Annotated in this window: 11 protein-coding genes; 5 read left to right on the top strand and 6 right to left on the bottom strand. The window is 70.9% G+C overall.

Features of this window, described 5'->3' with window-relative positions; genetic code table 11:
• Positions 1 to 87: 87 nt before the first annotated feature.
• The 3 genes from ID574_RS11110 to fbaA form a co-directional block, all read right to left on the bottom strand.
• A complete protein-coding gene (locus ID574_RS11110; RefSeq protein ID WP_188188731.1) occupies positions 88 to 1,371 on the bottom strand; it encodes an adenylosuccinate synthase in 1,284 nt (427 codons plus the stop codon).
• A 98-nt stretch (positions 1,372 to 1,469) separates the two neighbouring features.
• The gene (locus ID574_RS11115; protein ID WP_223166576.1) at positions 1,470 to 1,880 is read right to left on the bottom strand and encodes a DUF3151 domain-containing protein; all 411 of its coding nucleotides are present in this window, start codon (positions 1,878 to 1,880) and stop codon (positions 1,470 to 1,472) included.
• Between the two features lie 34 nt (positions 1,881 to 1,914).
• The gene (gene fbaA, locus ID574_RS11120) at positions 1,915 to 2,937 is read right to left on the bottom strand and encodes a class II fructose-bisphosphate aldolase (RefSeq protein WP_188188733.1); all 1,023 of its coding nucleotides are present in this window, start codon (positions 2,935 to 2,937) and stop codon (positions 1,915 to 1,917) included.
• A gap of 175 nt (positions 2,938 to 3,112) precedes the next feature.
• Here fbaA and ID574_RS11125 point away from each other — a divergent pair, with 175 nt between their 5' ends.
• Complete coding sequence (locus ID574_RS11125; protein ID WP_223166577.1) at positions 3,113 to 3,814, top strand: DedA family protein; 702 nt, start codon at positions 3,113 to 3,115, stop codon at positions 3,812 to 3,814.
• Positions 3,815 to 3,860: 46 nt separating this feature from the next.
• A complete protein-coding gene (locus ID574_RS11130) occupies positions 3,861 to 4,310 on the top strand; it encodes a hypothetical protein (protein WP_188188734.1) in 450 nt (149 codons plus the stop codon).
• Here the strand turns inward: ID574_RS11130 and pyrE are convergent.
• The gene (gene pyrE / locus ID574_RS11135) at positions 4,307 to 4,840 is read right to left on the bottom strand and encodes an orotate phosphoribosyltransferase (RefSeq protein ID WP_188188735.1); all 534 of its coding nucleotides are present in this window, start codon (positions 4,838 to 4,840) and stop codon (positions 4,307 to 4,309) included. The genes ID574_RS11130 and pyrE overlap by 4 nt on opposite strands.
• Positions 4,837 to 5,529, bottom strand: a complete 693-nt coding sequence (locus tag ID574_RS11140) for a hypothetical protein (RefSeq protein WP_188188736.1) — start codon at positions 5,527 to 5,529, stop codon at positions 4,837 to 4,839. Before ID574_RS11140 ends, pyrE begins: the two co-directional genes overlap by 4 nt.
• An 86-nt stretch (positions 5,530 to 5,615) precedes the next feature.
• On the opposite strand from ID574_RS11140, the gene ID574_RS11145 reads away from it, so the two are divergent.
• The 3 genes from ID574_RS11145 to hisC all read left to right on the top strand — a co-directional run bounded on the left by ID574_RS11145 (position 5,616) and on the right by hisC (position 10,793).
• The gene (locus tag ID574_RS11145) at positions 5,616 to 7,949 is read left to right on the top strand and encodes a sigma-70 family RNA polymerase sigma factor (RefSeq protein ID WP_188188737.1); all 2,334 of its coding nucleotides are present in this window, start codon (positions 5,616 to 5,618) and stop codon (positions 7,947 to 7,949) included.
• Between the two features lie 186 nt (positions 7,950 to 8,135).
• A complete protein-coding gene (locus ID574_RS11150; protein ID WP_188189506.1) occupies positions 8,136 to 9,416 on the top strand; it encodes an NYN domain-containing protein in 1,281 nt (426 codons plus the stop codon).
• A gap of 318 nt (positions 9,417 to 9,734) precedes the next feature.
• Positions 9,735 to 10,793 carry a histidinol-phosphate transaminase gene (hisC, locus tag ID574_RS11155; protein ID WP_188188738.1) on the top strand — a complete coding sequence of 353 codons (1,059 nt, stop codon included), beginning with the start codon at positions 9,735 to 9,737 and terminating at the stop codon, positions 10,791 to 10,793.
• On the opposite strand, the gene ID574_RS11160 is transcribed toward hisC, so the two are convergent.
• Entirely contained in the window at positions 10,790 to 11,731 is a 942-nt protein-coding gene (locus tag ID574_RS11160) for an EamA family transporter (RefSeq protein WP_188188739.1), read from the bottom strand. The genes hisC and ID574_RS11160 overlap by 4 nt on opposite strands.
• Between the last annotated feature and the right edge of the window lie 393 nt (positions 11,732 to 12,124).

Consider the following 12,124-nt stretch of genomic DNA (forward strand, 5'->3'; position numbering starts at 1 on the left):
GCGGTGGCCGCGCGGCCACGGGCAGCGGCGGACGCGTGGGTCAGGGCGGCGGCGGGCGTATGGCCCAGGCGCCGCCCCGGACACGGGTCAGACCAGCGAGCGGACCACCACGGTCTGGTCGCGGCCCGGGCCCACGCCGATGGCGGAGATCGGGGCGCCGCTCATCTCTTCCAGCGCCCGCACGTACGCCTGCGCGTTCGGCGGCAGGTCGTCGAAGGACTTGGCGCTGGTGATGTCCTCCTGCCAGCCGGGGAACTCCTCGTAGATCGGCGTGGCGTGGTGGAAGTCGGTCTGCGTCATCGGGATCTCGTCGTGCCGCACGCCGTCCACGTCGTACGCCACGCACACCGGGATCCGCTCCAGCCCGGACAGCACGTCCAGCTTGGTGAGGAAGTAGTCGGTGATGCCGTTGATCCGGGTCGCGTAGCGGGCGATGACCGCGTCGAACCAGCCGCAGCGGCGGTTGCGGCCGGTGGTGACGCCGTACTCGCCGCCGGTCTGACGCAGCCATTCGCCCATCTCGTCGGTCAGCTCCGTCGGGAAGGGACCGGAGCCGACGCGGGTGGTGTACGCCTTCAGGATGCCGATGATCTTCGTCAGCCGGTTCGGCGGGATGCCGGCCCCGGCGCAGGCGCCGCCCGACGTGGGCGACGAGGACGTGACGAACGGGTAGGTGCCGTGGTCGATGTCGAGCAGCGTCCCCTGCCCGCCCTCCAGCAGCACGAACTTGCCTTCGTCCAGCGCCTTGGACAGCACCAGCGAGGTGTCGGCGATGTGCGGCTTGAGCCGTTCGGCGTAGGCGAGGTATTCCTCGAGCACCGCCTCGGGCTCGATGCCGCGCCGGTTGTAGACCTTGGTCAGCACCTGGTTCTTCTCGGTCAGCGCGACCTCGATCTTCTTCGCCAGGATGCCGGGGTCGAGCAGGTCCTGCACGCGCACGCCCATGCGGGCGATCTTGTCGCCGTACGCGGGGCCGATGCCGCGCCCGGTGGTGCCGATCCTGGCCTTGCCGAGGTAGCGCTCGGTGACCTTGTCGAGCGCCTTGTGGTGGGGCATGATCAGGTGCGCGTTGGACGAGATGAGCAGCCGGTCGGCGGAGATGCCCCGCGCGGCCAGGCCGTCGATCTCGCCGAGCAGCACGCCCGGGTCGATCACCACGCCGTTGCCGATCACCGGTACGACGTCCGGCGAGAGAATTCCGGTCGGTAGCAGGTGGAGGGCGTACTTCTGGTCGCCGATGACGACCGTGTGCCCCGCGTTGTTGCCACCCTGATAGCGGACGACGTAGTCGACGTCGCCACCGAGCAGGTCGGTGGCCTTGCCCTTGCCCTCATCGCCCCACTGGGCACCAACGAGAACGGCAGCCGGCATGGTTTTGTCTCCCGAGCACAAATCGAAACCCCTGGCGCAAGCGCGACAGGGGCTCTTGCGTAGAGAGACTACCCGAACGTGCCCAAACACCCCAAGGGCTAACCCTTGGTGAGCGCGTCGTAACCAGATTCTGAACTGTCCTTGAGGAATTGCAGGCAGCGCTCGGCCTCGTCCTTCTCGCCGATCGCCTGCGCGGCGCGGGACAGCGCGTACAGGCAGCGCAGGAAGCCGCGGTTGGGCTCGTGCTCCCACGGGATGGGCCCGTGGCCCTTCCAGCCGCTGCGGCGGAGCTGGTCGAGCCCGCGGTGGTAGCCCGTGCGCGCGAACGCGTAGGAGGTGACGGCGTGCCCCTGGGCGAAGTACTCCTCCGCCAACGCGGCCCACGCCGCCGGATAGGCGGGGAAACGGGCGGCCACGTCAGAGGCCTTGGCGCCGGCTTCCAGCGCCTCCCTGGCCTCGGGCTGGTCCGGCAGATGAGTCGGGGGCGGCCCGGCGAGAAGGTTATCCATAGGACAAGTCATACCCGCCGGGCCACGTAAGTGGCTAGGAGATCTTCGTCCCAGCACTCTTGAGGTGCTCGCAGGCCTCGGCCACGCGGGCCGCCATCCCGGCCTCGGCGGCCTTGCCGTACGAGCGCGGGTCGTAGGTCTTCTTGCTGCCCACGTCGCCGTCGACCTTGAGCACGCCGTCGTAGTTCTTGAACATGTGGTCGGCGATCGGGCGGGTGAAGGCGTACTGCGTGTCGGTGTCGACGTTCATCTTGACGACGCCGTACGAGATCGCCTCGTGGATCTCCTCGAGCAGGGAGCCCGAGCCGCCGTGGAAGACCAGGTCGAACGGCTTGTCCTTGCCGTATTTGGCGCCGACCGCGTCCTGGATCTCCTTCAGCACGCTCGGCCGCAGCTTGACGTGCCCCGGCTTGTAGACGCCGTGGACGTTGCCGAACGTGGCGGCCAGCATGTAGCGGCCCTTGTCGCCGACGCCCACGGCCTCGGCGGTGGCCAGCGCGTCCTCGGCGGTCGTGTAGAGCTTCTCGTTGATCTCGCCGACGACGCCGTCCTCCTCGCCGCCGACGACCCCGATCTCCATCTCCATGATGATCCGGGCCCGCGCGCACTTCTCCAGGAGCTCCTTGGCGATCTCCAGGTTCTCCTCGAGCGGCACGGCCGAGCCGTCCCACATGTGCGACTGGAAGAGGGGGTCGAGCCCCTTGGAGACCCGCTCCAGCGAGATGTCGATCAGCGGCCGCATGAAGCCGTCGAGCTTGTCCTTCGGGCAGTGGTCGGTGTGCAGCGCGACCGTGACCGGGTATTTCTCGGCCACGATTCGCGCGTACTCCGCCAGCGCCGTCGCGCCCGTGACCATGTCCTTCACGGTCGCTCCGGACAGGAACTCGGCGCCACCGGTGGAGACCTGGACGATGCCGTCGCTCTCGGCCTCGGCGAAGCCGCGCAGGGCGGCGAGCAACGTCTGAGACGAGGTCACGTTGATCGCCGGATAGGCGAATCCACCGGCCTTGGCTCGGTCGAGCATCTCAGCGTAGACCTCTGGAGTCGCAATAGGCATGATTCATCTCCCTGAGAAGTTACGGCTTCGCGCCAGCGCCCCCAGTATTCCGGCTCACTACCCGCTGTGGTAGAGACCATGTGATGGATCCGCAGCGCGTGCCGTCGGACGCGGCCTGAAAGCACGCGTCCCGGATGGTCACGTCCGGGACCTCCCGTCCGGGTAGGCTCTCCGCGTGGACTGGCTTTTGAATCTCCTCGACCCGACGTGGTGGCTCACGATTCTTGGCGCTTTCGCCACGGTCGGCGTCCTGGCCATCATCTTCGCCGAAACGGGTCTGCTGCTCGGGTTCTTCCTGCCCGGTGACTCACTGCTGGTGGCCGCGGGGATTTTCAGCTCTGCGTCGGTGGCCGCGGGAATGGGCATCGAGCCGCTCTCCCTCCCCGTCCTGTTGATCGGCACCCCGCTGTGCGCGATCGCGGGCGCCCAGCTGGGTCATTTCCTCGGTGCGCGATTCGGCAGGAAACTCTTCGACAAACCGGATTCGCGGCTGTTCAAGAAGGAGCACGTGATCCGGGCGGAGGAGTTCTTCGAGAAGTTCGGCCCGGCGAAGGCGGTGATTCTGGCCAGGTTCGTGCCGATCGTCCGCACGTTCATGAATCCCGTCGCCGGCGTGCTGGAGATGTCGCCCAAGCGGTTCTTCCTGTGGAACGTCGTCGGCGGCGTCGTCTGGACCGAGGGCCTGATCCTGGTCGGCCACTTCCTCGGCGGGCAGGTCGATCCCAAGCAGATCGACAAGTACATCCTGCCGGGCGTCTTCCTCATCGTGCTGATCTCGCTGATCCCGATCTTCGTCGAGGCCGTCAAGCACCGCCGCGCGGCCAAGAGCCTGCCCGAGCCCAACGGCAAACATCACCGCGCGGCCGATCGCCACTGACGCGACTATCGGGAAGGGGAGCATGCCAAAAGGTACGCTGCCCACTGTGGGACGCCACAGGTCAGATCCGATGGGCCTCGCCCGCCTGGCGCTCGCCGTCCTGGCGGCAGGGGCCGTGGTGACACTCCTGGTCATCGGTGGTCGCGCGCTGATCGGCACGCTGAGCACACCCTCAGAGGCCGAACGCGAGCGCGAGCGCGCCTCCGCACTGGCCACCGCCGGCACCGCCGCGTCGGAGGACGCCGGCGCGCAGGTGCCTACCGTGCGCATCGAATGCCTGGCAGAGACCTGCCCCACCGTCACGGTGCGGGTGCCGGGCGGCGACGTGCTCCAGCACCGCGAGATGAGCAAGGGCGAGGAGGTCAACTACTTCGAGCCGGAGCTCGACGTGGTGCTCAGCGACGCGGGCACGGTCCGCGTCACCGAGAACGGCAAGCTCCGCGACCAGGGAGAGCAGGGCGCGAAGCAGTCGTTCACCGTGCGCGCGCCCGACTAGAGCCCCAGCTCCTCCGGGGTGAAGGCGGTGCGGTAGTCGAGCCCCTCGCCGACGACCCGCTCCTTCGCGCCCCGGTCGACGATCGTGGCCACGGCCACCACCTCGGCCCCTGCCTCCCGCAGCGCCTCCACGGCGGTCAGCACCGAGGAGCCGGTCGTGGAGGTGTCTTCCACGGCGAGCACCCGCCGCCCCTTCACCTCCGGCCCCTCGATCCTGCGCTGCAGGCCGTGCTGCTTCGTCGCCTTGCGCACCACGAAGGCGTCCAGCACGCGCCCGCGCGCGGCGGCCGCGTGCAGCATCGCGGCCGCTATGGGATCGGCCCCCAGCGTGAGCCCGCCCACCGCGTCGTAGTCGAGGTCGTCGGTCAGGTCGAGCATCACCTTGCCGACGAGGGGCGCGGCCACGCCGTCGAGCGTGATCCGCCGCAGGTCGAGATAGTAGTCCGCCTCCATGCCCGAGGAGAGCGTGACCTTGCCGTGGACGACGGCCTTCTTCTTGATCTCGGCCAGCAGGTTGTCGCGATCTGTCATGGATCCAAGCTTAGGGTCCTGATCAGGGCAAGGGCCTGCCCGTATGCCCTGGGCAGCGTCCGCACCCGTACCCGGGGGCGGCGGCCGTACAGGATCTCGGCGGTGCGCAGCCGCTCCACCTTGTCCGCCAGCAGGTCGTCCTCGCGCGTGACGGCCCCCACGCGCGTGGGGGCGAGCAGCGCGAGCGTCTCGTCCCCGGGGAAGGCCCGGCGCAGCGCCGTGGCGAGGTTGAGCGCCGCGGTCAGCCGCTCGGCCAGCTCTTCCGCCCTCCCGCACGGCTCCGCGACGACCAGGCACATGCCCGCGGACGAGCCCCGGTAGAGCTGCGCCAGCCGGGTACGCAGGTACGCCACCGTGGCCAGCCCCGTCAGGGGATCCTCACAAGCCGGCTCCATTCCCACCGACGCGAAGTCGGCCCAGCCCGCCGCGAAGGCGCGCAACGCGGCGAACGGCGGCTCCCCCCGCCAGGACACGGCGAAGAGCGCCGCCAAGTCGTCCAGGCCCTGGGCGATCTCCACTCCCGCGGCCGCCCGAGCCGCGCCCAGGGCCCGGCAGGCATGCGCGAGGTCGCCGCTTCCGCACACGGCCTCGATCGCGCTCTCCACCTCGGGCGTCCACCAGTCGCCGGCCCCCGGCCAGCCCTCCGCCATGCTCCTGCTGCGCCAGCGCGCCAGCACGTCGTCCTCCATGCCGGTAAAGACGGCGTCCCGGTTTAGTCATGACGGGGAATGCGGAATGATTGCGCGGGGCAACCCTTCGTAATCGTGAGGTCACTATGGGTGTCGAAACGCCGCAAAGCGACGCAGATCTCCTGCAAGCAGCCAGGGAGGGAAACGCCGCTGCCTACGGGCAGCTCTACGAGCGCCACGTCGCCGCGGCCCGCGCGCTGGCCCGGCAGCTCGTCCGCGGCACGGAGGTCGAGGACGTGGTCGCCGAGGCGTTCACGAAGATCCTCGACCTGGTGGGCAGGGGCGGTGGTCCCGAGTCCAGCTTCCGCACCTACCTCCTGACCGTGGTGCGACGCACGGTCTACGACCGCTCCAGGATCGAGGGCCGCCAGCTGACGACGGGCGAGATCGAGGACTACGACCCGGGGGTGCCGTTCGTCGACCCCGCGCTGGTCGGGCTGGAGAAGTCGCTGATCGCGCGGGCATACCTGTCGCTGCCCGAGCGGTGGCGGGCGGTGCTCTGGCACACCGAGGTCGAGCGTAGCAAGCCGGCCGAGGTGGCGCCCCTGCTGGGACTGTCGGCCAACGGCGTGGCGGCGCTGGCGTACCGGGCCAGGGAAGGGCTGCGGCAGGCATACCTGCAGATGCACCTGGGCGCCCAGCCGGAGCACGAGTGCCGTCCCGTGCTCCGCAAGATGGGCGCGTACGTCAGGGGCGGGCTGACCAGGCGCGACTCCAAGACGATCGACGAGCACGTGAGCGGCTGCGAGGAGTGCCACGGGATCCTGCTGGAGCTGACCGACGTCAATCGAGGGCTGCGAGTCATGGTCGGGCCGCTGATCGCCGGGCCGCTCTTCAGCGGCTACGCGGCCACGCTCGGCAAGCCGGCGGTCGTCGGGGGCGACGTGGTCCTGCGGGCCTTCGGGTGGCTCCTGCGGCCGCCCAAGCGCCGGCAGGCCGTGACGGCGGGCGGCCTGGCCGTGGCCGTCACCGCGGCCGCCGCGCTCATGCTGGTGCCGGAGGAGACCGCGGCCAGGCGGCCCCCGCCGATCGCCCAGCCGCCCGCGACCGTCCGGCCGGCGCAACCGAAGCCCAGGGAGGAGCCCGCGCGGGTGCCGCCGGTCAAGACCAGCAGCAAGCCGGGCGAAGCCCAGCCGGGCAAGGCCCGGCTGAGCGCCACGATCGCCCCCCTCGGCTCGCTCGTGCGCGCCCAGCCCGGCATCGTCGCCATCCGGTTGCGCAACTACGGCGAGGCGCGCAGCGAGGAGGTGGTCGCGTTCGTCGACCTGCCACGTGGCGTGACGATCATCCCGACGGCGCGGCGCCACCAGGCCGCCGCCCTCCTCGCCCCCGCGGGCACGGTGGACGGCTGGGTCTGCCGGCCGTCCGAGGGCGGCGCCCGTTGCGCCAGGGAGCCGCTCGAGGCCGGGCAGGGCACCGCGGTGTTCCTGCGGGTGCTGGTGGCCGCGGAGGCGCCGGAAGGCGCGGGGCCCGCCGTACGCGTCGTGTCCGGCTCGGTGCGGGTCAGCGCACGGGCCGAGGAGGGCGTACGCGCGACGGGCGCGCCGGCCCGCTTCGCCACCGACGGCAAGGTGACCGTCAGGGCCATCGGCAACTCGCTGCTGAGCTGCCCCGAGGAGCGGGCGGGCTGCACCCAGGCGCTGCGGAGGCAGGGCGACCAGCGCGACAACGACCTGTGGCCGATGACCGCACTCGACCGCGACGACGTGTCCGGCACCGCCGCCTCCAGCGCGGCCCACCTGTCGGTGCCCAAGGGGAGCCGGGTCGTGTGGGCCGGGCTCTATTGGTCGGCGAGCGGCGACCGGGCCGGGCCCATCAAGCTGCGGCCGCCGGGGCGGCCGGCGTACGTGCCGATCCGGCCGTCCCACGTGGCCGTCCGCGAGCTGCCCGCGGGGCCCGTCTACCAGGCCTTCGCCGACGTCAGCGCGCTGGTCGCCGGCGCGCGCAGGAACGGCATGTGGTGGGCGGCCGATGCGCCGCTGCGTGAGGGGGTGGCCCGGCACGCCGGATGGAGCCTGGTGCTGATCGTCACCGATCCCGCGGAGCCGTACAGCCAGGCCGTGGTGCTCGACGCCGCCACCGTGATCGGCGGTGCGTCCCGGCGGGTGCGCATCCCGATCGGCGGCCTGACCCCCGCTGCCGTGCCCGCCAGGGTCGAGCTGGTGACCTGGGAGGGGGACGCCGACCTCGCGGGCGACAAGGTCTCGCTCGGCTCGGGCGCGCTCACCCCCGCGGGCGGCGACCGCGATCGGGCGAACGTCTTCGACGGCTCCTCGGGCAGTGGGGCCGAGATGACGTTCGGCGCGGACGTCGACACGGTCGGCGCCGAGCTCGGAGTGGATCCCGGGCTGACGATCGCCACGGACAAGGACGTCGTCCTGTTCGGTGTGGCCGCGTTGAGCGTGCGTGCGCGATCGTGACCGTGAACGGGACAAACTGGTACGGTCTGCCTGAATGGCCTGGCGTCTCGGCGGGCGGCATTCCAATCGTCGGGATTAACCCTCGCACGATCACCTGCTTTCATTACCCTGAGAGAGGGCCGCCGAGTCCGGTCTCTGACGGTGCAGAGCCAGCAAGGTCGGACCACCATGAAAGGGGCGGTGTCAGTGGATCGCTGTGCGCTGTTCGTGGACGCTGGCTATCTGCTGGCTGACGGAGCGATGGCCGTGCACGGCACACGCCATCGCGAAGCGGTCGCCTGGGACTACCCCGGGCTGCTCCAGCTGATGACCAGCCTGTCGCGCGAGCGCACCGGCCTGCCGCTGCTGCGGTGCTACTGGTACGAGGCGACGGTCGAAGGCCGCCGCACGCCGGAGCACGACGCGCTGGCCGACATACCGGGTCTCAAGCTCAGGCTGTCCCGCATCCGGCCGGGTCGGCGCGAGGGCGTCGACGCCCAGGTCCACCGCGACCTGATGACACTGGCCCGCAACAACGCCATCTGCGACGCGGTGGTCGTGAGCGGGGACGAGGACCTGGCGCAGGTCGTGTGCGACGCGCAGGACCTCGGCATCCGAGTGAGCGTCATCCACATCGCCACCGACGGCGGCTGGGCCGTGTCGCGGTCGCTGCGGCAGGAATGCGACGATCTGGTCGAGCTGGGGGCGGTCCACCTGCGGCCGTACGTCTCGCTGGTGACCGGCGTGACCGAGTCGTCCAACGGGCACCACTCCCAGCCGCTCAGCAACGGGCACGCCGGGCACTCGCTGCCACCCTCGCAGCCGTCGTCCCTGCCCCCTTCGTCCCTGCCCTCGTCGCTGCCTCCCACCACGCAGTCCACCGGCAGCCACGCCGCCGGCTCGGTCTCCTCCTCACACTCGAACGGCCAGCCGTCGTCGAACGGGCCGGTGTCGTCGGGGCGCGGCCGTTCGTCGTCGTCCCAGCCTCCCGCGCTGCCCACGTACACGAGCTACCAGGCGGAGCAGCCGCCGCCCGCGGCCCCGGTGACCGGGCCCATCCAGGCCCAGCCCCAGGCGGAGCCCCAGCCCCAGGCGCGGCATCAGGCCCAGCCGCAGTCGCCGAGCACCGGGCAGTTCGCCTCGCCCTCCAGCGGCGGCACCTATCAGCCCGCGCAGCTCGGGCCGTACACCGGGCCGCAGCCCGCGCCCGTCACGCCGCCGCCCGCCGCCACCGCGGGGGCCACCACGCTGTCCGACGCCGTCAAGGCCGCCCACCGGGAAGGGCACGACTTCGGCGAGTCGGTCGCGAGGGACGCGCCGGCGCTGTGGCTGGAGGCGGTGCTGGCCCGCAAGCCGCGCATGCCGTCCGATCTGGAGGCCCGGCTGCTGCAGGGCTCGTCCCTACCGATCGACTTCCTGCTGCACGACGAGGTCCGCCACGCCTTGCGGCGCGGCTTCTGGGACGCACTCGAACGCGCCCGCCACTGACCCACCCGCCTCCTCCTCACACCCTTCACCCCCCACCCCGGCCCTCGGCCCGCTTTACAACTCGCGCATCCCGGCTCTCTTCCCGGCCTTCGCCCCGGCTGCTTCCGGCCCACCGCATCTCGGCCCGCTTCCCGGCCACACCCCTGCCACCGTTTCCGGCCAGCCACCATGCCCCTCATTCCGGCTCTGCGCCATCCGTAGCAGGCGAGGCGCTGCTGTCGCGACGGCAGCGGCGGGCAGGCATGCGAGAACAGCGACCACGGCACGGCGGCCTACCTGGGTGATGCCTCAGGGGGCCGGGGCTCTTAAGGTAAGGCCATGCCTCGTTTCCGCCAGATCCTGGACACCATGGCCCCCTACAAGCCGGGCAAGGCCGTCGCGGCCCCCGATGGGAGGTCGTACAAGCTCTCGTCCAACGAATCCCCGTACGACCCGCTGCCCTCGGTGGTGGAGGCGATCGCGGAGGGGGCTCGCCAGGTCAACCGCTATCCGGACCCCGGGTCGATCAAGCTGACCGAGGCGATCGCGGAGCGCTACGGCGTGCCGTTCGACCACGTCGCGCTCGGTCCCGGCTCGGTCACGGTGCAGCAGCAGCTACTGGAGGCGGTGGGCGATCCCGGGGCCGAGGTCATATACGCGTGGCGGTCGTTCGAGGCGTACCCGCTGCTCTCGGACCTCGCCGGGGTGACGTCCGTACGGGTGCCGCTGGCCGGCGAGGACCACGACCTGGACGCCATGGCCGAGGCGGTCACCGACCGGACCCGTCTCATCTTCGTGTGCAACCCGAACAACCCGACCAGCACCGCGATCCGGCGCCGCGAGCTGGAGGCGTTCCTCGACCGGGTGCCCGAGGACGTGCTGGTGGTGCTCGACGAGGCCTACCGCGAGTACGTGCGCGACGAGGACGTCCCCGACGGTCTCACGCTCTACCGCGACCGGCCCAACGTGTGCGTCGTGCGCACGTTCTCGAAGGCGTACGGGCTGGCCGGCCTGCGGGTCGGCTACATGATCGCGCACGAGCCCGTGGCCGCGGCCGTGCGCAAGACGATCGTCCCGTTCGCGATCAACCATCTCGCCCAGGTGGCCGCCCTCGCCTCGCTGAAGGCCGAGGACGAGCTGCTGGAGCGGGTCGAACGGGTGGTCAAGGAGCGCACCCGCGTCCGCGAGGCGCTGATCGCGCAGGGGTGGACGGTGCCGCACAGCGAGGCCAACTTCGTCTGGCTGCGGCTCGGCGAGCGCACGCTCGACTTCGCCGCCGCCTGCGCCGCGGAGGGAGTGGCCGTGCGGCCGTTCGCCGGGGAGGGCGCCCGCGTTTCCATCGGCGACCCGGAAGCGAACGACGCGTTCCTCGCCGCCGCCGACGCGTTCCCCCGCTAGACCTTGACCTCCTCGGGCGCGGGTGTCCTGGCCTTGGCGCGTCGCTCGGTGGACACCACCAGGGCGACGCCCACCAGGATCACCGCGCCGCCGATCAGGATCTGAGCCGTCACGTGCTCGTTCACCACGAGCATGCCGAGGATGACGGCCACGACCGGGTTGACGTACGCGTACGTGGAGACGAGCGAAATCGGGGCGTTGCCCAGCAGCCAGGTGTAGGCGGTGAAGCCCACCAGCGAGCCCACCAGGATCAGATAAACCAGCGCCACCCACGACCGGCCCGAGACCGCCGCGAGGTCGAGTCGCTCGCCGAGCGACAGCCCGGCCACGACCAGGCCGGCACCGCCGACCACCATCTCCACCGTGCTGGCCGCCCACACGTTGGCCGGCATCGGGATGCGCGCCGACAGGAACGAGCCGATCGACCACGACAGCGAGGCCAGCAGGATCACCACGATCCCGGTGGTGCTCGCCGCCTCCCCGCCGCCGTTGAGCGACAGCGCGGCGACCCCGCCGAACCCGACCAGCACCCCCGCCAGCGTCAGCAACGCGGGCCGGTCTCTGGCCACGATCCTGAACACCACGAGCCACAGCGGCACCGAGGCGACGAGCAGCGCGGCCAGGCCGGTGGAGATGTGCTGCTCGGCCACCGCGACCATGCCGTTCCCGCCGGTCAGCAGCAGTAATCCGACCAGCGCGGCGCCGCCGAACTGGCGCGGCGACATCCTGAACGCCGCCGTGCCCTTCTTGATCAGCAGGAAGCCGCCGAGCAGCAGCGCGGCCGTGACGAACCGCAGCGCGCCGCTGAGCATCGGGGGCATGGTCTCGATGGCGATCCTGATGCCGAGGTACGTCGAGCCCCACACCACGTAGACGATCGCCAACGCGCCCCAGACGAGAAGAGAAGCGCGGCTGTTGTCAGGGGTGTTTGCACTCATGGCTCATGACCCTACCGGGCGAGTGCGACAAAACGCCCGCGAGTATCGGACTTCGGACTGGCAACGGGAGAGCGAGGACCAGGGGCCCATCGGAGCCGCCGCACACCACCATATCCCGGCGCCCACCGATCGGCCGTCTACGCCCGCCTACAGCCCCGTACAGCACCCTTCCCGGCGGCCCGCGGCCCACAACAACATGGCCGATCAACCGAAACCGCCCGGGGCCAATACCAGGAACGCCCCAGCAACCACACGAGCGCCCGGAAACCATGTAAAGCTCTCCCGACTCGCCGCAGAGTCGGGGGTCAGAAAAGTTTGGTGCCCCCGTCCGAATCCTGTCGATCGGGGGCGTCCGAGAACATACCCGCATCTACGCGGGTCAACCAATAACTT

It is taken from the genome of Nonomuraea sp. SYSU D8015 (genome assembly GCF_008065375.1).
GTDB lineage: Bacteria > Actinomycetota > Actinomycetes > Streptosporangiales > Streptosporangiaceae > Nonomuraea.

Excerpts from the sequence above, each read along its gene's own strand:
- ID574_RS11110 (WP_188188731.1), bottom strand. The coding sequence starts at position 1,371 with ATGCCGGCTGCCGTTCTCGTTGGTGCCCAGTGGGGCGATGAGGGCAAG.
- ID574_RS11115 (WP_223166576.1), bottom strand. The coding sequence starts at position 1,880 with ATGGATAACCTTCTCGCCGGGCCGCCCCCGACTCATCTGCCGGACCAG.
- fbaA (WP_188188733.1), bottom strand. The coding sequence starts at position 2,937 with ATGCCTATTGCGACTCCAGAGGTCTACGCTGAGATGCTCGACCGAGCC.
- pyrE (WP_188188735.1), bottom strand. The coding sequence starts at position 4,840 with ATGACAGATCGCGACAACCTGCTGGCCGAGATCAAGAAGAAGGCCGTC.
- ID574_RS11140 (WP_188188736.1), bottom strand. The coding sequence starts at position 5,529 with ATGGAGGACGACGTGCTGGCGCGCTGGCGCAGCAGGAGCATGGCGGAG.
- ID574_RS11145 (WP_188188737.1), top strand. The coding sequence starts at position 5,616 with ATGGGTGTCGAAACGCCGCAAAGCGACGCAGATCTCCTGCAAGCAGCC.
- hisC (WP_188188738.1), top strand. The coding sequence starts at position 9,735 with ATGCCTCGTTTCCGCCAGATCCTGGACACCATGGCCCCCTACAAGCCG.
- ID574_RS11160 (WP_188188739.1), bottom strand. The coding sequence starts at position 11,731 with ATGAGTGCAAACACCCCTGACAACAGCCGCGCTTCTCTTCTCGTCTGG.